Annotated in this window: 27 protein-coding genes and 2 riboswitches; of the genes, 3 read left to right on the forward strand and 24 right to left on the reverse strand. The window is 38.1% G+C overall.

The genetic code is table 11. The features are described from left to right. Window positions 1-93 precede the first annotated feature (93 nt). From sufB to DIS06_RS13635, 18 genes are all read right to left on the reverse strand, one after another. The gene (gene sufB, locus DIS06_RS13550; protein WP_110113782.1) at window positions 94-1,491 is read right to left on the reverse strand and encodes a Fe-S cluster assembly protein SufB; all 1,398 of its coding nucleotides are present in this window, start codon (window positions 1,489-1,491) and stop codon (window positions 94-96) included. 45 nt (window positions 1,492-1,536) lie between these two features. Continuing rightward, window positions 1,537-1,983, reverse strand: coding sequence for a Fe-S cluster assembly sulfur transfer protein SufU (gene sufU, locus DIS06_RS13555; protein WP_110113783.1), 447 nt, complete (start codon window positions 1,981-1,983; stop codon window positions 1,537-1,539). Continuing rightward, window positions 1,973-3,193 carry a cysteine desulfurase gene (locus tag DIS06_RS13560; RefSeq protein WP_110113784.1) on the reverse strand — a complete coding sequence of 407 codons (1,221 nt, stop codon included), beginning with the start codon at window positions 3,191-3,193 and terminating at the stop codon, window positions 1,973-1,975. The genes sufU and DIS06_RS13560 overlap by 11 nt, the downstream gene beginning before the upstream one ends. Next, window positions 3,193-4,500 (reverse strand): Fe-S cluster assembly protein SufD, encoded by a 1,308-nt coding sequence (gene sufD, locus DIS06_RS13565; RefSeq protein ID WP_110113785.1) that lies wholly within the window; start codon window positions 4,498-4,500, stop codon window positions 3,193-3,195. The genes DIS06_RS13560 and sufD overlap by 1 nt, the downstream gene beginning before the upstream one ends. 17 nt (window positions 4,501-4,517) lie before the next feature. Then, complete coding sequence (gene sufC, locus DIS06_RS13570; RefSeq protein ID WP_110113786.1) at window positions 4,518-5,303, reverse strand: Fe-S cluster assembly ATPase SufC; 786 nt, start codon at window positions 5,301-5,303, stop codon at window positions 4,518-4,520. Window positions 5,304-5,726: 423 nt separating this feature from the next. Continuing rightward, window positions 5,727-6,092 (reverse strand): carboxymuconolactone decarboxylase family protein, encoded by a 366-nt coding sequence (locus DIS06_RS13575; RefSeq protein WP_110113787.1) that lies wholly within the window; start codon window positions 6,090-6,092, stop codon window positions 5,727-5,729. A 123-nt stretch (window positions 6,093-6,215) separates the two neighbouring features. Further along, window positions 6,216-7,052 carry a MetQ/NlpA family ABC transporter substrate-binding protein gene (locus DIS06_RS13580; RefSeq protein WP_110113788.1) on the reverse strand — a complete coding sequence of 279 codons (837 nt, stop codon included), beginning with the start codon at window positions 7,050-7,052 and terminating at the stop codon, window positions 6,216-6,218. Window positions 7,053-7,074: 22 nt separating this feature from the next. Next, window positions 7,075-7,743: a methionine ABC transporter permease gene (locus DIS06_RS13585; protein ID WP_110113789.1), complete on the reverse strand. Its 669-nt coding sequence runs from the start codon at window positions 7,741-7,743 to the stop codon at window positions 7,075-7,077. After that, window positions 7,736-8,761: a methionine ABC transporter ATP-binding protein gene (locus DIS06_RS13590; protein WP_110113790.1), complete on the reverse strand. Its 1,026-nt coding sequence runs from the start codon at window positions 8,759-8,761 to the stop codon at window positions 7,736-7,738. The genes DIS06_RS13585 and DIS06_RS13590 overlap by 8 nt, the downstream gene beginning before the upstream one ends. Window positions 8,762-8,891: 130 nt before the next feature. Continuing rightward, window positions 8,892-8,998: riboswitch (SAM riboswitch) on the reverse strand. Window positions 8,999-9,090: 92 nt separating this feature from the next. Continuing rightward, complete coding sequence (locus tag DIS06_RS13595; RefSeq protein WP_239422060.1) at window positions 9,091-10,404, reverse strand: O-acetylhomoserine aminocarboxypropyltransferase/cysteine synthase family protein; 1,314 nt, start codon at window positions 10,402-10,404, stop codon at window positions 9,091-9,093. A gap of 74 nt (window positions 10,405-10,478) precedes the next feature. Then, window positions 10,479-10,579, reverse strand: a riboswitch (SAM riboswitch). Between the two features lie 173 nt (window positions 10,580-10,752). Next, window positions 10,753-11,055, reverse strand: a complete 303-nt coding sequence (locus DIS06_RS13600; RefSeq protein ID WP_110113791.1) for a thioredoxin family protein — start codon at window positions 11,053-11,055, stop codon at window positions 10,753-10,755. Between the two features lie 16 nt (window positions 11,056-11,071). Then, window positions 11,072-11,422, reverse strand: coding sequence for a toprim domain-containing protein (locus DIS06_RS13605; protein WP_110113792.1), 351 nt, complete (start codon window positions 11,420-11,422; stop codon window positions 11,072-11,074). A gap of 225 nt (window positions 11,423-11,647) precedes the next feature. Next, window positions 11,648-11,890, reverse strand: a complete 243-nt coding sequence (locus tag DIS06_RS13610; RefSeq protein ID WP_110113793.1) for a YusG family protein — start codon at window positions 11,888-11,890, stop codon at window positions 11,648-11,650. A gap of 97 nt (window positions 11,891-11,987) precedes the next feature. Continuing rightward, window positions 11,988-12,371, reverse strand: a complete 384-nt coding sequence (gene gcvH / locus DIS06_RS13615; RefSeq protein ID WP_110113794.1) for a glycine cleavage system protein GcvH — start codon at window positions 12,369-12,371, stop codon at window positions 11,988-11,990. A 128-nt stretch (window positions 12,372-12,499) separates the two neighbouring features. Further along, window positions 12,500-12,856, reverse strand: coding sequence for an arsenate reductase family protein (locus DIS06_RS13620; RefSeq protein WP_110113795.1), 357 nt, complete (start codon window positions 12,854-12,856; stop codon window positions 12,500-12,502). A gap of 265 nt (window positions 12,857-13,121) precedes the next feature. Continuing rightward, a complete protein-coding gene (locus DIS06_RS13625; protein WP_110113796.1) occupies window positions 13,122-14,906 on the reverse strand; it encodes an acyl-CoA dehydrogenase family protein in 1,785 nt (594 codons plus the stop codon). Between the two features lie 29 nt (window positions 14,907-14,935). Then, complete coding sequence (locus DIS06_RS13630) at window positions 14,936-16,114, reverse strand: acetyl-CoA C-acetyltransferase (RefSeq protein WP_110113797.1); 1,179 nt, start codon at window positions 16,112-16,114, stop codon at window positions 14,936-14,938. Window positions 16,115-16,126: 12 nt separating this feature from the next. After that, window positions 16,127-18,511 (reverse strand): 3-hydroxyacyl-CoA dehydrogenase/enoyl-CoA hydratase family protein, encoded by a 2,385-nt coding sequence (locus DIS06_RS13635; protein ID WP_110113798.1) that lies wholly within the window; start codon window positions 18,509-18,511, stop codon window positions 16,127-16,129. Between the two features lie 184 nt (window positions 18,512-18,695). On the opposite strand from DIS06_RS13635, the gene DIS06_RS13640 reads away from it, so the two are divergent. Beyond that, on the forward strand, window positions 18,696-18,845 hold the full coding sequence (locus DIS06_RS13640; protein ID WP_110113799.1) for a YuzL family protein: 150 nt from the start codon (window positions 18,696-18,698) through the stop codon (window positions 18,843-18,845). A 184-nt stretch (window positions 18,846-19,029) separates the two neighbouring features. Here DIS06_RS13640 and DIS06_RS13645 read toward each other — a convergent pair whose 3' ends face one another. From DIS06_RS13645 to DIS06_RS13670, 6 genes are all read right to left on the reverse strand, one after another. Continuing rightward, window positions 19,030-19,947 (reverse strand): proline dehydrogenase family protein, encoded by a 918-nt coding sequence (locus tag DIS06_RS13645; RefSeq protein WP_110113800.1) that lies wholly within the window; start codon window positions 19,945-19,947, stop codon window positions 19,030-19,032. A 266-nt stretch (window positions 19,948-20,213) separates the two neighbouring features. Then, complete coding sequence (locus DIS06_RS13650; protein ID WP_110113801.1) at window positions 20,214-20,459, reverse strand: YusU family protein; 246 nt, start codon at window positions 20,457-20,459, stop codon at window positions 20,214-20,216. A gap of 3 nt (window positions 20,460-20,462) precedes the next feature. Beyond that, a complete protein-coding gene (locus DIS06_RS13655) occupies window positions 20,463-21,236 on the reverse strand; it encodes a (2Fe-2S)-binding protein (protein WP_110113811.1) in 774 nt (257 codons plus the stop codon). Beyond that, window positions 21,223-22,047 carry an ABC transporter ATP-binding protein gene (locus DIS06_RS13660; protein WP_110113802.1) on the reverse strand — a complete coding sequence of 275 codons (825 nt, stop codon included), beginning with the start codon at window positions 22,045-22,047 and terminating at the stop codon, window positions 21,223-21,225. The genes DIS06_RS13655 and DIS06_RS13660 overlap by 14 nt, the downstream gene beginning before the upstream one ends. 72 nt (window positions 22,048-22,119) lie before the next feature. Next, window positions 22,120-23,172, reverse strand: coding sequence for a FecCD family ABC transporter permease (locus DIS06_RS13665; protein WP_110113803.1), 1,053 nt, complete (start codon window positions 23,170-23,172; stop codon window positions 22,120-22,122). Next, a complete protein-coding gene (locus DIS06_RS13670) occupies window positions 23,169-24,173 on the reverse strand; it encodes a FecCD family ABC transporter permease (protein ID WP_110113804.1) in 1,005 nt (334 codons plus the stop codon). The genes DIS06_RS13665 and DIS06_RS13670 overlap by 4 nt, the downstream gene beginning before the upstream one ends. A gap of 187 nt (window positions 24,174-24,360) precedes the next feature. Between DIS06_RS13670 and DIS06_RS13675 the strand changes: the two genes are divergently transcribed. Both DIS06_RS13675 and DIS06_RS13680 read left to right on the forward strand, forming a co-directional pair. Beyond that, on the forward strand, window positions 24,361-25,353 hold the full coding sequence (locus DIS06_RS13675; RefSeq protein ID WP_110113805.1) for an ABC transporter substrate-binding protein: 993 nt from the start codon (window positions 24,361-24,363) through the stop codon (window positions 25,351-25,353). A 312-nt stretch (window positions 25,354-25,665) separates the two neighbouring features. After that, window positions 25,666-25,839, forward strand: a complete 174-nt coding sequence (locus DIS06_RS13680; RefSeq protein ID WP_110113806.1) for a YozQ family protein — start codon at window positions 25,666-25,668, stop codon at window positions 25,837-25,839. Window positions 25,840-25,922 lie beyond the last annotated feature (83 nt).

Genomic DNA, 25,922 nt, shown 5'->3' on the forward strand with positions numbered 1-25,922 from the left:
TCGACATGTTTCCATCTTAACGTTTTTTATACTAAAAAAAGAGACGAACTCTATTAGTTCGCCTCTTTCGTCTACTATATGCTTACGTCTATCTTAGCCGATACTACCTTCCATCTCGAACTTAATTAAACGGTTCATTTCAACCGCATATTCCATTGGAAGTTCTTTCGTAAATGGCTCGATGAAGCCCATAACGATCATTTCAGTTGCTTCTTCTTCTGAAATACCGCGGCTCATTAGATAGAATAATTGTTCTTCTGATACTTTCGATACTTTCGCTTCATGCTCAAGTGAAATGTTATCATTTAAAATTTCATTGTAAGGAATTGTATCAGATGTTGATTTGTTATCCATGATTAATGTGTCACACTCAATGTTTGAGCGAGCTCCGTCTGCTTTGCGGCCAAAGTGAACGATACCACGGTATGTTACTTTACCACCTTGCTTAGAAATTGATTTTGACACAATTGTTGAAGACGTATTTGGTGCTAAATGGATCATTTTTGCACCTGCATCTTGGTGTTGCCCTTTACCTGCAAGCGCAATTGAAAGAGTCATACCACGAGCGCCTTCACCTTTTAAGATAACAGCTGGGTATTTCATTGTTAGTTTTGAACCGATGTTTCCATCAATCCATTCCATTGTTGCATTTGCTTCACATACAGCACGCTTCGTTACTAAGTTATATACGTTGTTCGCCCAGTTTTGAATCGTTGTATAACGGCAATATGCATCTTTTTTAATAATAATTTCTACTACCGCACTGTGTAGTGAATTTGTTGTATAAACAGGTGCTGTACATCCTTCTACATAGTGAACATGTGCGCCTTCATCTACAATGATAAGTGTACGCTCAAATTGCCCCATGTTTTCAGAGTTAATACGGAAGTACGCTTGTAACGGCGTGTCTACCTTGATACCTTTTGGGACGTAGATGAATGATCCACCAGACCATACTGCAGAGTTTAAAGCTGAGAATTTGTTATCTGTTGGTGGAATCACTTTCGCCCAGTGCTCACGGAAAATATCTTCGTTTTCTTTTAACGCTGTATCTGTATCTTTGAAGACGATACCTTGTGCTTCAAGATCTTCTTTCATGTTGTGATACACAACTTCTGACTCGTACTGAGCAGATACACCTGCAAGATATTTTTGTTCTGCTTCTGGAATACCAAGCTTATCAAACGTTTGTTTAATTTCCTCTGGTACTTCATCCCATGAACGCTCAGACTTTTCTGATGGTTTTACATAGTACGTAATTTCATCAAAGTTTAAGCTAGCTAAATCACCGCCCCACTGAGGCATTGGCATATTGTAGAAATGCTCTAATGATTTCAAACGGAAGTCAAGCATCCATTGAGGCTCTTCTTTCATGCGTGAAATTTCTTCTACAATCTCTTTTGTTAAACCGCGTTTTGAACGGAAAATAGATACGTCTTTATCGGAGAAACCATATTTATAATCGCCGATCTCTGGCATTTTTTTCGCCATCATTAATACCCCCTACGTAATAGGATTGGGAATGAACAAAGGCCTTTATTCAGCTTCTGGCTGATTTTTTAGGCCTTTTTCCATCGCTTTCCAAGCTAATGTTGCACATTTAATACGCGCCGGAAACTTTGCTACACCTTGCAGTGCTTCAATGTCTCCTAAATCTATGCTATCATCATAATCTTTACCTTGCATCATATCTGAAAAGATTTGAGACATTTGTAAAGCACGTTCAATTTCTTGACCTTTAATTGCTTGTGTCATCATAGATGCAGAAGACATAGAAATCGAACATCCTTCTCCTTCAAACTTCGCATCCACAACTTTACCGTCTTCAACTTTTAAAGCGAGTTGAATACGATCACCACAAGTTGGATTATTCATATTGATTGTCACTGTATCTTCTGATAAAACACCACGATTACGCGGATTTTTATAGTGATCCATAATGACTTGACGATAAAGAGTATCAAGGTTGTTGTTAAAAGACATTTGAAAAATACTCCTTCGTTTTGATTAATGCAGAAACAAACTGATCAATCTCTTCTTCTGTATTATACAAATAAAAGCTTGCACGAGCTGTAGCTGAAACCTTTAAATATTTCATCAATGGCTGAGCACAATGGTGACCAGCACGAACAGCAATTCCTTGTGCATCTAACACTGTTGCTACATCATGTGGATGAACATCTTCAATGTTAAACGTCACGAGTCCTGCACGCTCTTTCGGACCATAAATCGTCATACCATCAATTGTACTCATACGCTCTAATGCATACTGAGCTAACTTATACTCATACGCTTCAATGTTTTCAAGTCCTATTTCTTCAAGGAAATCAATTGCTGCTCCTAAACCAATTGCACCTGCAATGATAGGTGTTCCACCTTCGAATTTCCAAGGTAGTTCTTTCCATGTTGAATCGTATAAGTTTACAAAATCAATCATTTCTCCACCAAACTCAACTGGTTCCATTTCTTCAAGCAACGCTTTCTTTCCATACAGTACCCCAATACCCGTTGGCCCACACATTTTATGACCAGAAAACACGAAGAAATCACAATCTAAATCTTGTACATCAATCTTCATGTGTGGCGCACTTTGAGCTCCATCGACAACCATCACTGCACCATTTTCATGAGCAATCTTGGCAATCTCTTTAATTGGGTTGATTGCACCTAATACGTTTGATACTTGCATCACCGATACAATCTTTGTATTTGATGTAATCGTACTTCTCACATCCTCTAAAGAAAGCGAGTGATCTTCTGTTAGAGGAATATATTTTAACGTTGCACCTGTTTGTTTGGCAACTTGCTGCCAAGGAATGATGTTACTGTGATGTTCCATATACGTAATCACAATTTCATCACCAGGCTGCAAATTCGCACGTCCATAACTTGCTGCAATCGTATTTAATGCAGTTGTTGTTCCTCTTGTGAAAATAACTTCTTCAGTTGACGATGCGTTAATGAACTTTCGAACCTTTTCACGTGCTCCTTCATACCCATCCGTCGCCTTCGTACCAAGAGTATGAACGCCACGATGGACGTTCGAATTATACTCTCGGTAATAGCTTTCTAATGCTTCAATAACAGGAAGTGGCTTTTGAGATGTAGCAGCACTATCAAGGTAAACCAATTTATGCCCATTAACTTCTTGATCCAAAATCGGGAAAAGTTGACGAACATCTTGGATATTCATTACTTAACTTTCCTTTCGATTAGCTCCGTTAACTGCTTTTTCACTGTGTCAATAGGTAATTCATTTACAACAGGTGCTAAGAATCCGTGAATCACTAGACGCTCTGCTTCCGTTTGTGAAATTCCGCGACTCATTAAATAATAAAGTTGAAGTGGATCTACACGTCCTACTGATGCCGCATGTCCTGCTGTTACATCATCTTCATCAATTAGAAGAATTGGATTTGCATCTCCACGTGCTTTTTCACTTAACATTAAGACACGAGACTCTTGCTCAGCATTTGATTTTGATGCACCATGCTCAATTTTCCCGATACCGTTAAAGATTGAAGATGCACTGTCTTTCATCACACCATGCTTTAGAATATAACCTTCTGAGTTTTTACCGTAATGAACAACACTTGTTGTTAAGTTTTGTTTTTGCTCTCCACGACCTACTGTTACAGTTTTCGTGTCACCATATGAACCATCACCCATTAAATACGTGATGTTTTCAGAAATTGTATTTCCTTCGTTCATTAAGCCAAGAGCCCATTCGATACGACCATCTTTACCAGCGACACCACGACGATTTACGTACGTTGTTGTGCCTTCTGCCAAGTAGTCAACTGCACCAAATGTTACTTTGGCATTTGCATTTGCAAATACTTCTGTGATGATGTTAACAACACCTTCAGATTGTTGAGAAGTCGCAATATAGTTTTCTACATATGTGACTTGACTGTTATCTTCCGCTACCACAATAACATGGTTAAACAATGCTGCGTCTTCATCTTCACGAACGAACACAGCTTGTAGTGGTTCTTTTACTTCTACATTTTTCGGAACGTATACAAATACGCCGCCGTTCATTAATGCTGCATGAAGAGCTGTTAGACGATGCTCGTCAACTTTCACGCCATCTTTCATGAAATATTGTTGAACAAGATCACTGTGCTCTTTTGCTGCTGTACGGATATCAGTAAAAATAACGCCTTTATCTTTTAAGTCTTGAGACAAAGCATTGTATGCGGGTGTTTGATCACGTTGCACATACAAATTGTTTGCTTGTTCAGCGTTAATAAGTGCCTTTACAACTTCAGGTAGTTCATTAATTGAACTTACTGTTTTTGCTTCCGCTACGTGCTTTGCAAAAGATGTAAAGTTCCATTTTAAAATATTTGTTTTATCTGGCTTTGGTAATGAAAGCTCATCCGCCTTCGCAAGAGCTTGTAAGCGAAGATCTAAAAGCCAGTTCGGTTCTGCAGCTTCTTTTGAAAAGTTGCTAACATACGCCTGATCAAATGGTAGTTTCGTATCGATAGTCATGCGAATCCTCCTAACGCTTACGCTTCTTGCCCTACAGTTTCGTCTTCAATACCTAATTCTTGTTTAATCCAGTCATAACCTTCTGCTTCAAGGCGTTGCGCTAATTCAGGTCCACCTGATTTTACAACGCGACCTTGCATCATTACATGTACATAATCTGGTGTGATGTAATTTAATAGACGTTGATAGTGAGTAATGATTAAGCAACCAAAGTCTTCTCCACGCATTTCGTTAATACCTTTAGATACAACTTTTAATGCGTCGATGTCTAAACCAGAGTCAATTTCATCTAGAATCGCAATTTTCGGCTGTAACATCATTAATTGAAGGATCTCGTTACGCTTCTTTTCTCCACCAGAGAATCCTTCATTTAAATAACGTTGTGCCATATCTTGATCCATTTCTAAAAAGTCCATGTTTTTATCTAATTGACGAATAAACTTCATTAATGAAATTTCTTCGCCTTCTTCACGACGTGCGTTAATTGCTGAACGTAAGAAATCAGCATTCGTTACACCACTAATTTCACTTGGGTATTGCATTGCTAAAAACAGACCTACACGAGCGCGCTCGTCTACTTCCATTTCTAATACATCTTCTCCATCAAATGTAATGCTACCTTTTGTTACTTCGTACTTAGGGTGTCCCATGATTGCTGAAGAAAGTGTTGATTTACCAGTACCGTTTGGCCCCATGATTGCATGGATTTCGCCGCCCTTAACTTCTAAATTTACACCTTTAAGGATTTCTTTACCTTCAATCGCAACATGAAGATCTTTAATTGTTAACGTTGAACCTGCCATGTTAAAACCTCCAGTTATATACGTATATACTCAATAAGTTGGATATACCTACATGATTTTAATTATTCTCATTTTATTCTCATTACAATCTTATACTAAATGAAAGATGATAGCAACCTTTTGCGACGGTAAAGTCCGTGCATATGTAGTGGGCTGTCAATTAAAAGAAAGAACTGATAACATCCCTGTGTATCTATGTCATTAAATGAGAAAGGTTTTACACCTTTCATTAAGTAATTAACACAATTCTACTTGTATTAAAATCATTATGCAAATTCACTAAACTTTCAGTAAAGAAGGCTACGTTACGTTGGTTATTTTCTTTAGACATTCACCAATTCATCGCGCAACAAAATACCCTGTACTCCATCCATTTATCGGATTGAAATAACAGGGTATTTTATTCATCAACCATCGTATTAATTAATGTGTTGGTCGATCAAGCTCTTGGATACACTCCTGTACCAACGTCACAGCTTGACTCATTGCAGCTCCTCCACCAAATGCAGCAGCTACACCACAAGCTTCTAAAATCTCTTGCTCACTAGCACCTTGGTCTAAACAACCTTTTGTATGATAAATCATGCAGTATTCATCTTGGGCAACTAGACTAATACCAAGTGCAATTAACTGCTTTTCTCTTTTTGATAATTGTCCTTCTTCGAAACACGCTTCTGTAAATGCGTTAAACGTTTTCGCAACTTCAGGTAACTTCTCAGTGAATGTTCCGATTCCTACTTTATAATCATGTAAAGCACGATCTGTTGAATTACGTGGCTGTTCTTGCATACGTAACGTCATCTCCCATCAAGTTAAAATTTCATCGTTAGTATGCCTAGTTCTGACTTAATCTATGATAGATTCGCGTAGAAAAAATAAGCCTGACCATCATCAGGCCAGGCTCTACAATTACTATTGCTTAGGTGCTGGAAGTACAGCGCCTTTATATTCTTCTTTAATGAAGTCTTGAATTTCTTTTGATTGTAATACTTCTACTAATGCTTTAATTTCTTCGCGATCTTCATCCCCTTTGCGAGTAGCAATGACATTCACATAAGGGTTGTTTTCTGGTGATTCAACTGCAATTGGGTCTTTCGCTGGATCTAATCCTGCATCTAATGCATAGTTTGCATTAATTAAAATCGCGTCACCTTCATTATTTTGATAAGCTCGCGGAAGCAGTCCTGCTTCAACATCTGCCTTAAACTTTAAATTTTTTGGATTGTCAGCAATATCATCCACGGTTGCTTCTGTCTTATCGATACCTTCTTTTAACTTAATAACACCTTTTTCTTCTAGCATCGATAAGATACGACCATGATCTGCTACTGAGTTACTCATAATAACAGTTCCACCCTCTGGTAAATCTTCTAAGCTTTTATGCTTACTTGAATACACACCGATTGGCTCAATGTGAATACCACCAGCGTTCACGAAGTCATAATCGTTTTCTTTCATTTGTGACTCTAAATAAGGAATATGTTGAAAATAGTTTGCATCAATTTCTCCATCTGCTAATGCTTTATTTGGGAAAATATAATCCTGGAATGGTTCAATCTCTAATTTAATTCCTTTTTGCTCTAAAAGCGGTTGTGCTTCTTCTAAAATTTCAGCATGAGGTACATTTGAAGCACCCACAACAAGTTCCTTCTCCTCTTTAGATGAACCGCTGTCTCCTCCTGTACCACAAGCTGTTAAACCTACTACTAATGCAGACGATGCTGCAATTGTTGTTAACCATTTTTTCATAATTTAAATCCTCCTGTATGTTTTATCGTTTATCAATTCGAGATGTCACCATATCACCAATGAATTGGAGAATAAAGACGATAACTAAAATTAGAATAGTCGCTAAAATTGTGACATCATTATTGTTTCGTTGAAATCCTTCTAAGTATGCAAGATTCCCTAATCCTCCTGCACCAACAACACCCGCCATTGCCGTGTAGCCCACTAACGCAATAGCTGTTACCGTAATACCAGACGCAAGAGCTGGCATTGATTCCGGAAGTAATACCTTAAAAATAATCGTACTAGTTTTTGCTCCCATCGATTTCGCCGCTTCAATGACACCTTTATCAATTTCTCTCAATCCAATTTCAACCATACGCGCATAGAACGGTGCAGCACCAATGATTAAAGCAGGAAGAGCTGCATCTGCACCAAGCATTGTCCCAACGATCGCTTTTGTAAATGGAATGAGCAGAATGATTAAAATAATAAATGGAATGGAACGAAAAATATTCACAAATGCAGCTGTAATCACATTAACAATCTTGTTTTCCCACAACTGACCTTTTGATGTTAAAAAGAGTAAAAGTCCTAATGCAATCCCTAAAATAAAGGTAGCTAATACAGATACACCCGTCATATACAACGTTTCAACTGTTGCTTCCCACATACGATCAGGCCTTACATTCGGAAATAGTTGTTCAACCATTTGCCATTACCTCCACTTCTACTTGTTGCTCACGTATAAAGGAGATAGCCTTTTTCACTTCTTCTTTGTTTCCATCAATATGAACAAACAAAGTGCCATAAGATCCCGTTTGAGTATGAGAGATTTTACCTTGTAAAATGTTAATCGTGACATCAAACTCTTTTAAAATGCTTGTAATTAACGGCTGTTCCGCTTTATCCCCTACAAATGACAACTGAATGACTTGACCACTTGGGTACAACTCTAACACGTGTTCCATCGTTTCGAATGTTTCTTCAGGTTCTGTTACTTGCTGTACAAAACGTTTTGTAATTGACTGTTTTGGCTTCCTAAATACGTCTAACACATTTCCTTGTTCAACAACAAATCCGTTCTCCATCACCGCTACACGATGGCAAATTTTACGAATCACATGCATTTCATGTGTAATAAGAACAATCGTTAGCCCCAACTTTTCATTAATGTCGACTAATAGGTCTAAAATTGAATCGGTTGTTTGTGGATCCAGCGCCGATGTTGCTTCATCACACAATAACACTTTTGGATTATTTGCTAATGCACGTGCAATCCCTACACGTTGCTTTTGTCCTCCACTAAGTTGTGAAGGATAGGCATCTTCGCGCCCTTCTAGTCCGACTAACTTAATGAGTTCATCTACTCTTTTGGCTCTTTCGCCCTTTGATACGCCCGCAATTTCTAATGGAAAAGAAATGTTTTCACGAACAGTACGCGACCACAGTAAGTTAAAATGCTGAAAGATCATGCTAATATCTTGGCGTGCTTTTCGTAGCTTTTCTCCTCGAATTTTTCCAATATCATTTCCAGCTACCTTTACCATTCCTTTTGTAGGGGTTTCTAACCCATTTAACAACCGAATTAATGAACTTTTTCCAGCTCCGCTATATCCAATAATCCCAAATATTTCACCTTTATTTATGTTTAAATCAATATTGTTAACAGCGGTCACTGTACCGCTTTTTGCTTCATATATTTTTGTCACACCTGTTAACGTAATCATGCTGTCTCACCTTCTTTTTTTCTAAAATCATCTATTGTTACTGTTCCCTTAATCAAATCTCTTTTATCTGTTTGACGATAAAAAACCTTTCTGCGTAAGTGAGCAGAAAGGTTTAATATCTTATTCCTTTCTCTCATCTCTCAAAGCAACTGCTTTGCAGGAATTGGCACCATTTCAGCTAGGCTGACGGTTGCCGGGTTTCACAGGGCTCAGTCCCTCCACCTCTCTTGATAAGAGTTAATACGACAGATTATTTAATTAAAAGATAATATTCTTAAAGTTATGTGAGTGATTGTAGCATGCTACTTTTTACGTGTCAACAAATAATACTATTTTAAAACGACAGATTCTGAAGTCAATCCAGTCGCCTTTTTAATAGCTTGTTCAAGGTCTTCTTTAAGATCATCAATATGTTCAATCCCAACTGAAAGTCGAATAAGATCTTCGGTTACACCAGCTAATTTTAATTGTTCTTCATTTAGCTGCTGATGCGTTGTACTAGCAGGGTGAATAATTAAACTCTTCGCATCTCCCACATTCGCTACATGAGACCATAGTTCAACAGCATTAATTAATGCCTTACCCGCTTCACGTCCGCCTTTAATACCGAAAACAACAACTGCTCCTGCACCTTTAGGTAAATATTTCTTGGCTTCTACTGCCTGCGGATGTGTTTCGGATTCCGGATATAAAACCCATTCAACTGCAGAGTGTGTTTCTAAATATTGAACAATCTCTCTTGTATTAGCGATATGCTCTTTCATTCTGACATGCAACGTTTCTAACCCTAAGCTGAATTGATACGCATTGAACGGACTAATAGAGGCACCAATGTCACGTAATAGTTGTACTCTCGCCTTTACAATATAAGCAAGCGGACCTAACGCTTCTGCATACACAAGGTTATGGTAACTAGGGTCTGGCGTTATAAAGTGTGGAAATTTAGGTGAATTCCAATCAAATTTCCCACCATCTACAATGATTCCCCCTAACGTCGTACCATTTCCTAATAACCACTTTGTTGCGGAATGAATGACAATATCTGCTCCATATTCAATTGGTCTACATAAATAAGGAGTGGCAAATGTATTATCAATAATTAACGGGACACCAGCTTCGTGTGCAACTTCAGCTACTTTTTCAATATCCAAAACCGTTAAGCTAGGGTTACCAATTGTTTCTGCAAAGATGGCTTTCGTATTCGGTGTAATGGCTTGTCTAAAATTCTCTACATTGGTAGGATCGACAAAATGTGTTTTAATCCCGTATTTCGGAAGCGTTGTCTCAAATAAATTATATGTACCACCATATAAGGCAGATGAGGAAACAATCTCATCTCCTGCTCCTGCAAGGTTTAAAATTGCCGTCGTAATCGCTGCCATTCCACTTGAAACAGCTAAAGCACCAACTCCTCCTTCAAGCTGTGCCACTCGTTCTTCGAATGCAGTAACAGTTGGATTATGAATACGGGTGTAAATGTATCCTTGCTCTTTTAACGCAAATAAATCTGCTGCATGATCTGTGTTTTCAAATTGATACGCATTTGACATATAAATTGGTAATGCGCGTGCTCCCGTCTCTTTACTGGCTTGTAATCCCCCGTGTATGTTAATTGTTTCTAAACGATACTTTTTTGACATCATGTTTTCTCCCCTTTGTTCGTTATAAAAAAGGACTCTCTTCGCGAAAGAAGAGAGCCCTCATTACTCAATATCTCCTCTTATCTTTCAGAGTCTTCACTCTGCTGGATGTAGCACCGTGTATATAACCGGTTGCCGGGCTTCAAAGGGCCAGTCCCTCCGCCACTCTTGATAAGGTTGTTTATTCGTTCGTACAAGTTCATCATACTATATTTCAGAAAATTTATTCAACTTTTATCATCAAACAAATTTCGCATTATTTCCTGCGGAATTTGTCGTGTCATGACCAAAAAGCGTATGTAGAGAAATACTTCTGCATGAACAAATGATTTGATGGATTGTTCGTTCTATTTATTCTTTTAATTCATTTAGTAAGTACTCAACAGATTGAAAAGCATAAAGCTTTTTTGTTACCTTGTTGTTGTTTAATACAATTAGACAAGGAACACTTTCAATTTCATACACTGCTGCTTGTTTTGGCATGTAATTTAAGTTACACATTCCGACATTCAAATTCGGAAGTAACTGTTCAACAACAGTTAACATTTTTTTTGACACTTGACACGTACCACATAAAGGTGTGTAAAAAAAGATTATGAGGTCCTCGTGTTCTTGATATTTTTGTTCAAGTTCTTGCTCTGTCCATTCTTGCATCTCTTTTGTCATCCTTTTATATCAAAAATTCCGTGTTTACATCAATATTAGCACTTAGTAACACTGTGGCAATATGATTTCTTGGTGCGGCCGCTACTTCACGATACATTTTATCAATATAGAGGTGCTCAGCCTCTGGTAATTCACGCTTAAATTGTTTACGAAGTTTATTGCCTGAATCATCAGAGTCCACCAAAATATAGACTTCTTTATGGTAAATCGAATCAATAATTTCATCCAGCTTCGCAACACTAATTGTCCCATTTGTACAAATAATTTCGATTGGTTCTTTAATGATTCCTTCAATTCGCTTCTTATCTGATCTACCTTCTACAATGATCACTTTTTCAATTTCTTCAATTGTCATTGTCATCACCCGTACTCAAAAGTTGTGTGTTAAAGCAAGGACTTACTCTATATTATAAACTATTCGTTAATGTACGACAGTTCCCCTGTTTTTTAAGATAATTTACAAATTTTCTTTTACATTACTCATCAAGCGACATGTCATCTCTTGAAGATGAAGTTTTTCTCGCCTATTTATAATAAAGCATATAGAAAAAAACAGTGGAGGTTTCTCCACTGTAATTTGTTAGCACCAGCCTTCTTCCGAATCACAATCTGTATACTTCTGATCTTTTCCTGTTTGAATATCCGCATATTGATAGAAGCGATTGTTTTCCATCATGTATCCTTCTTCTAGGTGATACTCATTTCCATGGTCATTCGATGAAACAGTTCCAATCGGCTGTTTATCAACATATAACTTCATACCACTTTCATTAAATCTGGCTGTTACACGATCTGTTATATCCATTTTCTTATGTTCAAACATAATAAAAGACACTCCTTTAGTAAGTCATCATACTAATAGAGTGTCCGTCGGTTACGTTCATCAATCTGTGAAAATTTTGGCTAATTTAAATGAACGATTAGCCTTCATTTACCATATTTTCATATTCTTCAGCTGTCATGAGCTTGTCTACTTCACCTGCATCAGATGGTTTCACAACAATCATCCATGCTTTTTCATATGGAGATTCATTCACATGCTCAGGGCTATCGTCTAAGTCTTCGTTCACTTCTACAACTTCTCCACTAATTGGTGCATAAAGTTCAGAAACCGTTTTTACTGACTCAACACTGCCAAACGGCTCGTCTGCTTGAATCATTGCGCCTACTTCTGGTAGTTCTACGAATACGATGTCACCTAATTCAGATTGAGCAAAGTCTGTAATTCCTACACGAACTAAATCACCTTCTACTTTTACCCACTCATGTTCTTCAGAATAACGCAATTCTTTTGGTGTACTCATCTTAATCCCTCCAAATAAAGTATGTATATTCTTTTACGAAAGCTAACATAAAAGAAGAATTTCCATTTTTAGTGTAACGTAAACAGTTTCATTTTTCTATTCGAAACATTCTTGTTTATCAAAAAAATTCATGCCCACACTTCGTTAAACTGCTCTTCTTTAAACCCTACCGTTACCTTTTTGCCATCTGTTAGTAACGGACGTTTGATTAACATACCGTCAGAAGCAAGAAGGTCCAGCAATTCGTCTTCACTTGCTGTTTTCATTTTGTCTTTCATCCCTAACTCACGGTACTTTTGACCGCTTGTATTAAAGAACTTTTTCAATTCTAAGCCACTATTTTCGTAATAAGACTTGATTTGCTCACGAGTTGGAGGATTTTCTACAATGTGGATTTCTTCATATGTAATCCCTTGATCATCTAACCATTTTTTCGCTTTGCGGCAAGTACCACATTTAGGATACGAGTAAAAAGTCAGCGACATGTTAAAACCACCTTTACTATTTTGGACTTTTTTCGTATTTTAACACATCGATTCTCAAAATACCTAAATAAAGAGATTAGGCCATAAGTGAAGAAATCCAAAAAAGAACGTATACATGTAACAACCCTTACCGCTTTATCCATTGATACTGGATTTTGTCGGCAAGGGTTGTTGTGAACTGAGCGAAACAAAGGTATTCTTTACCTCATTTTGCCCTGGTCATATATGTTTACTCATTGGGGGTGAGTCAAACAGTAAGATAAGATTAAACGATAAACTTTTCAGCTTCAATTAATGTTTGTGCCGCTTCACGCTTTGTTGCAATAACGTTAATTGGCGTATAGCGAGTAAGCTTGCGTAGAGCTGATAACATCATGCGAAGAACATCGCCTTGCTCGGCTGCAACAAGTGTTTCTTTCGCATCTGCTTCGATTTTGTTGAATGCTTCTTGGCAGAAAATCTTTGTATAAAGAACTTTTAAGTTGTTCTTTTCCACACCTGACTTTTCAATCGCTTTTTCTGTACGTAATAATGCTGATTCCATTGCATAGACGTTACTAATGACATCTGCAATGTTGACCAAAATTTCTTGCTCTCTGTCAAGTGCTTTTCCGTATTTTTGAGCAGCCAATCCAGCCATTAATAATGCGATTTTCTTTCCATTACGCACTAAATATTTCTCTTGATCTAATGGACCGTCACCAATTTCTTCTGGCATCATCATCATTAGCTCTTCTTGTAATGCTTGTGCTTTTTGTAGAAGTGGAAGCTCTCCTTTTAACGCTTTACGTAAATACGTACCTGGAACTAATAAACGGTTAATTTCATTTGTTCCTTCAAAGATACGGTTAATACGAGAATCACGATACATTCTTTCAATTTCGTACTCACTCATAAAGCCATATCCACCGTGAAGTTGAACACCTTCGTCTACAATATAGTCTAGCACTTCTGTCGCAAATACTTTATTTAATGAACACTCAATTGCGTACTCAGCAATCGATGCAGCTACATGCTTTCCGTCTTTTTGTTCATCTTCTGATAAACCACCCATACGCTCTTCAAACAAACCAACTGTACGGTAAACAGAACTTTCAGATGCATAAAGCTTTGCAGCCATCGTTGCTAATTTTTCTTGTGTTAACGAGAACTTTGAAATTGGCGTTTTGAATTGTTGACGTTGGTTTGCATATTGAACCGATAATTCAAATGCGCGCTTACCTGCTCCTACTGCTCCTACACCTAATTTATAACGACCAATGTTTAAAATGTTAAATGCAATAATATGGCCTTTACCAGCTTCACCTAGTAAGTTTTCTTTCGGAACAAGGGCATCTTCTAAAATGAGCGTACGAGTAGATGAGCTTTTAATCCCCATTTTCTTCTCTTCTGGCCCTGTTGATACACCTTCATACTCACGTTCTACGATAAAAGCTGAGAACTGCTCACCATCAATTTTTGCATACACAACGAATACATCTGCAAATCCTGCATTTGTAATCCATTGTTTTTCACCGTTTAATACATAGTGTGTACCTTCAGCATTTAAGCGAGCTGTCGTTTTCGCACCTAATGCATCTGATCCTGAACCTGGCTCTGTTAATGCATACGCAGCAATCTTCTCACCTGTTGCTAATGCAGGTAAGTATTGTTGCTTTTGCTCTTCTGTACCGAATAACACGATTGGCAGTGAACCGATTCCAACATGTGCACCATGCGTAATAGAGAATCCCCCTGCCTTCGACATTTTTTCAGCAATTAATGCTGAGCTTACTTTATCTAAGCCCAATCCACCATACTCTTCAGGTACATCTGCACCTAATAAACCTAAATCACCAGCTTGCTTTAATAATTTTACTGAACGATCAAACTCGTGGTTCTCTAAATGCTCGACTTGCGGAAGCACTTCATTTTCTACATATTCGTCTGTTGTTTTCGCAATCATTTTATGCTCATCAGTGTAATCCTCTGGTGTATACACTTGACTTGATAACACTTCCTCGATTAAAAAGCTTCCACCTTTAGTTACGTTTTCAGTTGTCTTTGACATCATTTTTCCCCCTTAATTAACTCGTTTTATTAAGCAAGTAATTCAAACACACCAGCAGCACCCATGCCGCCACCGATACACATTGTCACAACACCAAACTGCTCATTACGACGCTTCATCTCATGAATAAGACTTAACGTTAATTTAGCTCCTGTACACCCTAATGGATGCCCTAATGCAATGGCTCCACCATTTACGTTTACTTTATCTTGGTCAATGTGAAGTTCACGCATAACTTGAATCGCTTGTGATGCGAATGCTTCATTTAACTCGAATAATCCAATATCTGAAAGCTCAAGGCCTGCTAACTCTAATGCTTTTGGAATTGCAACAACTGGCCCCACTCCCATTACTTCAGGTGGTACTCCACCAACTGCAAAAGAACGGAATCGAGCTAGTGGCTGTAATCCTTCAGCCTCTGCTTGTTCACGATCCATTAACAGTACAGATGCTGCTCCATCACTTGTTTGTGAAGAGTTACCAGCTGTTACACTACCTGTTACTGAGAACGCAGGACGTAACTTGCCAAGTACGGCTGCCGTTGTACTAGCACGAACTCCTTCATCTTGAGAGAATAAAAATGATTCTTCTCTCAATTTATTGTCGCGACCAACTGAGCGCCTCTTCACCTCTACTGGCACAATCTCATCATTGAATCGTCCTTCTTGAAGTGCTTTGGCTGCAAGTTGATGACTGCGAACGGCAAATGCATCTTGATCTTCGCGAGAAATTCCATATTTTACAGCTACTTGCTCCGCTGTATGTCCCATCCCCATGTAGTATTCAGGTGCATGTTCCACTAATTGAATGTTTGGACGAACAACGTGTCCAGTCATCGGTACTAGACTCATAGATTCTGCTCCGCCCGCTAATACTGTTTTTGCATGTCCTAGCATGATACGCTCTGCACCATAGGCGATACTTTGTAAACCAGATGAACAATAACGGTTAATTGTAATCGCTGGTACTGTATATGGTAATCCCGCTAATGCCCCAATGTTACGCGCCATATTGAGCCCTTGTTCTGCTTCTGGAATCGCACAACCAAAGATTAAATCATCAATTGGACCTTCATAGCCACCTGCTCGTTTTAACGTTTCTTTTACTGCAATCGCTCCTAAATCATCTGGACGAACATTTGCAAGCGTCCCTTTCTTAGCTCTTCCAACTGGTGTTCTAGCACCAGCTACGATGACCGCTTCTCTCATTTTTTCTCCCCCTTAGTTACGAAGTGGCTTTCCTTTTACTAACATGTGTTGCATACGTTGCTGTGACTTTCCTTCTCCAACGAGACTTAAGAAAGCTTCGCGCTCTAAGTCTAATAAATATTGCTCGTCAACTTCTGTTCCATACGGTACGCTTCCTCCTGCAATAACAAAAGCAAGCTTTTTAGCAATTTTATAGTCATGCTCTGAAATGTAGCCAGAGTATTTCATTGCTTGTGCGCCTAATAAAAGCGTTGCATATCCTGTCTCACCTACAACCGGAACTTTTTGTCGAACCGGTGCTTTATAACCGTTATCAAACAACTGAATAGCTGCTTGCTTTGCATCATGTAATAAGTGATCGCCATTCATGCTAATGCCATCTTGAGCATTTAAAAAGTTCAATTCACGCGCTTCTGCTCCAGATGTTGAAACTTTTGCTGTTGCAATTGTTTCAAATGTCTTATTCGCGACTTTCTGAAGATCAAACTCGACACCTTTTGGTAAGCTATTAAGTTGTTTGATGTACAACTCTTTGTTACCACCACCACCTGGGATAAGGCCTACACCTACTTCCACAAGTCCCATATACGTTTCAGAAGAAGCTTGAATATGAGAAGTTGGTAAACAAATTTCTGTTCCACCACCTAGTGTCATGCCGAATGGTGCAGAAACAACAGGCTTATCACTGTACTTAATGTTCATCATCGCTTGTTGGAACTGACGAATCACAAAGTCAATTTCAAAGTAATTATCATCTTGTGCTTCCATTAGAATCATCGCAAGGTTTGCACCCACACAGAAATTCTTTGCCTGATTTCCAATCACAAGACCTTTATAGTTTCTTCCTACTTCTTCTAACGAGTAGTTGATCATTTGGATAATGTCTAATCCAATTGCATTATTTGGTGATGTAAATTGCAAGCATGCAACATCATCACCTAAATCTATTAAACTAGCACCGCTATTTTTTTTGATTACACGTTCTTGATTACGTAACTTTTTCAAGTGAATGACTTTTTTATTTTCTTCTACTTGCTTATATTCACCCTTATTGTAGTAGTGAAGATCGCCATCTAATTCGCTATAAAACGATGTGATGCCACTTTCAAGCATCTCTGTGATCCAACCTGGAATTTCTTTTCCTTCTTGTTGAAGCTTCTCAACAGATCGAGCTACACCGATTGCATCCCATGTTTCAAATGGACCAAGTTCCCAACCGAAGCCCCACTTCATCGCGCGGTCAATTGCAACGATATCATCTGCAATTTCGTCTTTTAATTGTGCTGAGTAAAGAAGAACCGGACTGATGATATTCCACAGTAATGTTCCTGCTTTGTCATTCGCATATACAAGCGCTTTCATTTTGTTAGCTAAACCTTTTTCCTGCTTACTCATTTCAGTCGCTGCTGTTTTTAATTTCTTTCTTTCTTCGTATTGAAGAGTTGTTGGATTCAGTTCTAAGATCTCTTTGCCTTTTTTCAAGAAGAACCCTTGACCTGTTTTACTTCCAAGCCATTTATTTTCTAGCATCGCCTTCATAAATACCGGTACATCAAAGACTTCTTTCTCAGCGCCCTCTACTTTTTCGTAAACGTTGTGCGCTACATGAATAAAAGTATCTAATCCTACGACATCTAATGTACGGAACGTCGCACTCTTTGGTCGACCAATTAAAGGTCCTGTAACCGAGTCTACTTCACCGACACTGTAACCACCCTTTAACATTTCCTGAACCGTTACAAGTAGTCCATATGTTCCAATGCGGTTCGCAATAAAGTTAGGTGTATCTTTTGCTAAAACTACACCTTTTCCTAATACATCTTCACTAAATTCTTTCATATGTTGAACAATTTCTTGTTTTGTGTCATTTGTTGGAATGATTTCTAATAACTTTAAGTAACGAGGTGGATTGAAGAAATGCGTTCCTAAGAAATGCGCTTTAAAATCTTCAGAACGTCCCTCAGCCATTGCCTCTACAGAGATACCTGATGTATTTGAACTTACGATACTGCCTTGTTTGCGCACAGCATCAACTTTGCTGAATAATTGCTTTTTCACGTCTAAGTTTTCAACCACTACTTCAATGATCCAATCACATTCTGCTAACTTTTGCAGGTCATCTTCTAAGTTACCTGATTGAATAAGCGATAAGTTTGCTTTCGACGTCAGTGGAGCTGGCTTTTGTTTCACTAACTTCTGTAGAGCCGAAGAGCTAAAGCGGTCACGAACTTTCTTATCTTCTAACGTCAATCCCTTTGCTTTCTCTTCTTCTGTTAACTCCTTTGGCACGATATCAAGAAGTAATGTTGGGATGCCAACATTTGCTAAATGCGCAGCAATTCCTGATCCCATTACTCCTGAACCAAGAACAGCGGCTTTCTTAATTCGTAGGCTCATATACATATCCCCCTTAATATATTGAATGAACAGTCATTCATTTTATGGATAAAAAAATAGAACTGCTTCCATCTCTATTTTTTACTATAAAACATTTTTTAAATTTTCGCAATATATTTACAAAAAAGTCTAAGCCTATTTTTTCTTGAACTGGTTACTTTAATAAATGGGAGGTGAATATACCATGTCACGATTAAAAAAGAACCCTTCTCCAGGAGGAGTCAGCGCTTCTAGTGTAAAAGGAAACGCAGGTCCAACCATCGAAATGGACGCACACGGCAAAAAAACGTCTCAAAATCAACAATATAAAAAACAAAACATGCAACAAGACTAAAAACAAAACATGCAACAAGACTAAAAACAAAGAGACCTAGACATAAGTGAGTAAAACTTATGTGCAACATCCTTTGCCAATCTGTCCATTGATAGGACTAGATTTTGCAAGCAAACGATGTTGCGGGATGAATCTAATTAAGGCGTTCTTTCCTGTCATTTGGACTCATCCCCTTTGCTCTTTATTATTTCTTCACAATTCCTTTTAAAACAAATGCAACATTAGCGGGACGCTCTGCTAAACGTCTCATAAAATAACCATACCAGTCTGTCCCGTACGGCACATATACTCTCATCGTATACCCTTCACTTACTAGTTGTTCTTGACGTTCAGGGCGAATGCCATAGAGCATTTGAAATTCAAATTGATCATTTGAAATACCTTGCTCTTTTACAAGTTGTTTTGTGTATTCAATCATGTTGTCATCATGTGTAGCTATCGCTGTATAATTTCCATTCATTAAATGGGTTTTAATAATCTTTTTAAAATTATCATCTACATCTTTTTTATCAGGAAATGCTACTTCAGGTGACTCTTTATAGGCCCCTTTTACAAGACGTAAATTTGGGCTGTATGCATTTAAATCGTTCATATCTTGTTCTGTACGGTATAGATACGCTTGAATAACCGTTCCGATGTGATCGTACTCTGATTTTAATGTCTTAAAAATTTCAATGGTCTTACCACACCGTGAATAATCTTCCATATCGATTGTTACAAACACATCATGCGTTTGTGCTGCATCCAAAATTTTTCTCATGTTTCGCAACACAATGTCATCTGAAATATCTAACCCCATCGAGGTCATCTTTAATGACAATTGAGCATTTAACTTTTCACGCCCAATTGCACGAATGGCATCGATACAGTGATCTGCCATTTCGTTTGCTTCTCTTTCGTTATCAACAAACTCACCTAAATAGTCAATTGTAACCGCTAATCCTTTTTCATTTAACTCCCTAATTGCCTTTACCGCTAAATCAATTGTTTCTCCTGCTACAAAACGTGACGCACCAAAGCGTAAGCCGTATCTCTTCGCTAATTTTGTAAGCGTTTTATTTTTTGATAAAAATAAAAAGAAATCACGCATCGCTTGTTCCATAGCTCATCCCCCAGTTCCAATCAAGATAGTGTTGTTATTATCTATAAATATATGAAGCAAACGAATAAAACGATTTATTAAAATTTTAGCACTTTTTTTATTATTTGAATATATTTTTTTGAAAAATTTGTCGTTTTATCAGCGGTGTCATATATTAACTTGAAGAATAGATTCCTTTGTCGTCTAAATACCCTCTCACTTGCGCGCATAAACAAAAATAAGAAGCAGAACGACCATGACAAGCATGATTATTCTGCTTCTTATTTTTATCGCTTCGAGCGGTGCTTATCGTTTAATTCTTTAATTTCGCGAATGACATTCATCATTTCTGTTTTCCCGTCCGGATACGTTTCATTCCAGTGTTTGGCTAGAGCCGGCATTGTTTTCGCAATGTATGTATATAAGGCCCACATCTGTACCTTTTCCTTTAACTCCTCCGAACTTTCTCCAACCATTAATTCTGTATACTTTTCTAACAGTCCGTCGAATTGATCTTTCAATTTTTGATCCAATCATTACTCTCCTTTCACTTTGCACATAATTGGGCACGTTGTACAATATTGATTTTTGGCTGCTGTTTGATAAGAAAAACAACACGTTTTTCTTACTCTCACATCTACCTGTAAACTTTCTACAAACTGCTTCGGTTTGTTATATCTTGATAAAGGGTTTTGATGATACGCCCCAAATAACGAACCGTTTTCTTCTTCATACAAATAGGAGAAATCAGCTTGAATGCGCTCTTTTATTGACTCTAAAGCTGGTTCATTTAAAAGCATCTCATACATCCACATGACATAAACCGAAGCGTTCTCCCAAAGAATAAGCTTAGAAACCTTTGAAATTTTTCGAGCTTCTATCCATATTTTATCAATGTGTTGGGCAAATAATTCTTGTAAAAGCTCTTCACGCTTTTGCACCCGATTGGTTTCATTCACTTCCTCGACCTCATAGCTGTCTAAGTAAATGGATGGCAACCATAAGCGATCGTTCATATCGGTTGTTTCTAACGAAATATGCTCACGATTGATGTTTATTTTTTTATGAAGCACGGAAAAAGAATAAAGGAAAACCAATACAACAAAACTGTACCTTTTTGCAAAAATAGAAGCAGCCACTTTAAAATCTGGCGCTTCTATTTGCTGTTGCACAAACTGTAAATGTGAACGCAATGTTTGTTCACTCATTAGTTCAGTCGTTTTCATTGTTAAAGAAGAGGGTACTTTTTTTACGATAAGACGAAATTTTTCTTCTAAAAGAGTGAGTTCTTCATGACTAAATTGCTTCATTTGCTGTCCCTACCTTTTTTACAATGCATCGCCCTCTTCCGTGCGGAATGCATAATGGTGTTCCAAAGAGTGGGTCAACTGTCACGTCACAATTCATTTGAAAAACGTTACGTACTAGGTCACAGCTAATTACATCTTCTGGCTTCCCTTGTGCATAAATCTGTTTATTTTGAAGAGCAACAAGGTTATGCGCATAACGACAAGCCAAGTTCAAATCATGAAGAACCATAATAATGGTCCGATTCTCCCTTTCATTCAGTTCAAACAATAAATCTAAAATCTCGATTTGATGTGTCATATCAAGATAAGTAGTTGGCTCATCTAACAAGATAATATCCGTATCTTGCGCCAATGTCATAGCAATCCAAGCACGTTGACGCTGACCACCTGATAAGGAATCAACCGCACGATCTGCCAACTCTTTCATCCCCGTTGCTTCGAGGGCTTCGTTTACTTTTCGCTCATCTTCCTCTGACCACTGACGAAACCAGTTTTGATAAGGATAGCGTCCTTGCTTTACAAGTTGTAAAACCGTTAGCCCTTCTGGTGCAACTGGCCCTTGAGGTAAAATCGCAAGTTGCTTGGCAATTTCTTTTGTCGGGAGTTTTGATATCTTCTCTCCCTCAATAAGAATGGAACCATCTTGTGGTTTTAACAAGCGAGCCAAAGAACGAAGTAACGTTGATTTTCCACAACCGTTACTACCGATAAAAACGGTAATTTCTCCTTTTGGAATCTTTAAATCTAGTTCATTTATAATAATTGATTCTCCATAAGACAACGTTAGCGACTTTGTTTCGAGTGAGTTCATCTCAATCGCTCCTTTTAACAAAGAATGTAACTTCGCATTCGCGAACAGTAATCAACTCTTTGACTATTTAATTTATGACGCATTTCTTTGTTTATATAACAAGTAAATAAAATAAGGTGCTCCAATGGCAGCTGTAAAAACGCCCGCTGGTATTTCAATTGGTAAAAACATCGTTCGACCTATTAAGTCAGCGACTAATACAAGAATCGCCCCAATTAGTGCTGATACAGGTAACAATGCCCCAAACGAAGAACCAACTAATCTTCTTGCGATATGCGGTGCAAGCAATCCGACAAAGCTGATTCCTCCAGCAAATGCAACAGCACTTCCTGTTAGAGCGGTACTCATCAAGAGCAAACTGAGTCGATTTTTTTGAACATGACTTCCTACGTTCTTTGCCATATCCTCACCAAGTTCTTGAATATTAACATGTCGAACCATCATAAAACTGATTACGACTAACAAACAAGTCACAGGAAACAATGTATAAACATTTTTCCAGTTAGATCCATATACACTACCTGTAATCCAAATGTTTGCTTGACTCGCTTGATAAATGGGACCAATGATCATAAATAACGTGGTAAGAGATTTCGTCAAAGCTGTTAACCCAATCCCAATTAATACAAGAGTAATGGGCGATACACCGTCTTTCCAAGCTAAGACATATAGCAATAAAGCGACGACAGATGCTCCAATAAACGCACTAAGAGGTAACCAATGGATGCTCACTGTCAGAGAGTGGTTTTCATCACTAAACAGTGTTAAGAATAAGACGACGGCAACAGATGCCCCTCCTGTCAATCCAATTAAATCCGGTGAAGCAAGAGGATTTCGAACAAGCCCTTGTAAAATAGCTCCTGCAACAGCCAAGCAAACCCCTGCTAAGATCGCGATTATAATACGTGGCAAACGGAATGACTTTACAATGAGTTGTTCAAATTCTGCACCTTGTCCAAAGATAATTTGAATGATTTTAAGAGGGCCGATAAATAACTCTCCCATACCTGCACTTAAAAGAAATAATCCTATTAATAAGATCGATAAGATAGATAGAACAACGGTTGCTGGAACATTCAGCAAAAATGAGAGCTTGCCAACTCGAACCGATTTATGTTTATTCATGATGAGCGAACCCCCTTACGTGCAATATAAATAAAGAAAGGAGTTCCAATAAAAGCTGTCATAATCCCAACTGGTATTTCTTCTGGCATAATGACATAACGAGCAGAAATGTCGGCAACCAATAATAAAATGCCCCCCATTACTCCACAGTAAGGGAAAATCCAGCGATAATCTTGGCCGACTAACCAACGCACCATATGAGGTACAATGATACCTACAAAACTAATGGGCCCTGCAATGGCTACGGCTCCTCCTGCTAAAAGAACGATGATGATACCTGCACCTATCTTCACCATTCCCGTGCGCTGTCCTAATCCTTTTGCAACGTCTTCTCCAATTGTTAAAATATTAATCTTGTTAGCTAGTAAAAATGCTCCTACCGTGGCAACCACAAGGTAAGGTAGAACCGAATATAAGATTTCTAACTTTCTTCCTTGAACCGAACCTGCTAGCCAATAAAGTACTTGATCTAAAGATGATTCATCTAATACGAGGAAACCTTGTGTTAATGAGGAGAACAAAGCGGCAATCGCAGCTCCAGCTAACGTTAATTTAATAGGTGTTAACCCCTCTCTTCCTAGTGAACCTAAGAAATAAACCACGACTACTGTAATTGCAGCTCCTAAAAAGGCAATCCACGTAAAAGCTTGTAATGATGTAATGGAAAAAATCATGATTGCAATGACAATGAAAAAGCTTGCCCCAGCATTCACCCCGATAATATCTGGAGATGCAAGTGGGTTTTTCGTTAACGCTTGCATCATGGCTCCTGCAATTCCTAAACTACTTCCAACAGCTGCACCAATTAACGCACGCGGCAACCTTACATTTTGAATAATAAGATGTTCGTTTGATCCGTCAAACGCGCGAAAAGCTGCAATGGATGTTTCAATGCTCGTATTTGTATAACCGAGTATAATACTCAAGCCAATACATATCATTAAAATAATGAATCCTATTATTAACCCGACTACTTTTAAATTGAAGGTTCGTAATACCATATCGTTGCTCCTCTAAACTATGCGTAAAAAGTCCTTTTTCTCTATTTTTAAGTTTAGGAAAGAAAATGATATGTGTCAATGAGTTTGAGAATCATTTTCACTTTTGTGTTGACAGTGTTATGAACTTGGAATAATATCTTACTTGTGAATGAAAATCATTATCATAAAGATAAATGGGGGTAAACAAATGAATACATATGTGAAAAATCGCTTTTCATATGTTCTTGCACTTCTATCTATTATGGCGCTATTAGTTGTATCCGCTTGCGGTAACACAACAGAAGAAAAGCCTGCTGAAGATGGCGAGAAAGATAAAGCAGCATCAGAAGAAACATATACCGTTCAACATGCAATGGGTGAAACAAAGATTGAAGGAACGCCAAAACGCGTTGTTATTTTAACAAATGAAGGAACAGAAGCTTTAGTAGCAATGGGTGTAACGCCTGTTGGAGCTGTTCAATCTTGGATTGGTGACCCTTGGTACGATCACATTAAAGATGACATGAAAGATGTAAAAAGTGTCGGAACAGAAAGCGAACCAAGTCTTGAAACAATTGCTTCACTAAAACCTGATCTAATCATTGGAAACAAGCAACGTCAAGAAGCTGTTTATGATCAATTAAATCAAATTGCACCAACCGTCTTTTCAGAAGCTTTACGTGGTGATTGGAAAGAAAACTTTGAACTTTATGCAAAAGCATTAAATAAAGAAGAAGACGGTCAAAAAGTGATTGCTGACTTTGATGGTCGTATTGAAGAGTTAAAAGGCAAACTAGGCGATCAATTACAAAAAGAAGTATCAATTGTTCGTTTTACGGCTGGCGATGTTCGGATCTATCATAAAGATTCATTCTCGGGTGTGATTTTAGAACAACTAGGATTTGCTCGTCCAGAATCACAAAACGTCGATGACTTTGCTGAAATGAACGCAACGAAAGAGCGTATTCCTGCAATGGACGGAGACGTAATGTTCTACTTCTCTTACGAAACAGGTGATGGAGAAGCAACAAAGCTTGAAGAAGAGTGGACAAAAGATCCATTATTCCAAAACTTAAACGTAGCAAAAGCAGGAGAAGTTCATAAAGTAAGTGACCCTATCTGGAACACTGCTGGTGGTGTTGTTGCTGCAAACTTAATGCTAGATGACATCGAAAAGTATTTCTTAGAAGAAAATAAATAAGACGAAGACAAAAGGAGTTGGCCATGTGTCAATTCCTTTTTCATTTTGAAGACACATCAAAGTAATCCTTTGAGGATTCGCTCTATCATTGAGCTCCACCGCTTTTAAACAAACGTTTGATTAAAGAGAAATAGCATGTAAATCTTCTTGACTCAACGTCACTTAACTACCCAACTCTTAGCCTCTTCCTTTATGTGACATTCTTTTGAGCCATTAATATATTATACGCTGACTTGTCCTACTCTTGTGTGTGCGTATGCATAGCTCCGGCTTGTTTTACACATACTGAACACATAAAAAGGAGGAATGAACATGGATCCAAAGCAACCAAAACAACATGAACTACATACAGAAGAAATGGCTGATCGTCAATTTGAAGCCGAAGATTACAATCGCCAAGATGAGTTATCGCAAGGTCTTGCTGAAACGCATGAGCAAATGAGCGATGTATATAGCGAAGGAACGGTTGAAGATACAAATCGTTAATCATGAGAAAAAAAGCAAGGGACGAATGAAGTGACCCCTAAAAGTTAGACACGGTTATTTCATTATGCTGCTTGCTCAAAATG

The organism is Bacillus sp. CGMCC 1.16541 (assembly GCF_003184905.1).
GTDB lineage: Bacteria > Bacillota > Bacilli > Bacillales > Bacillaceae_H > Priestia.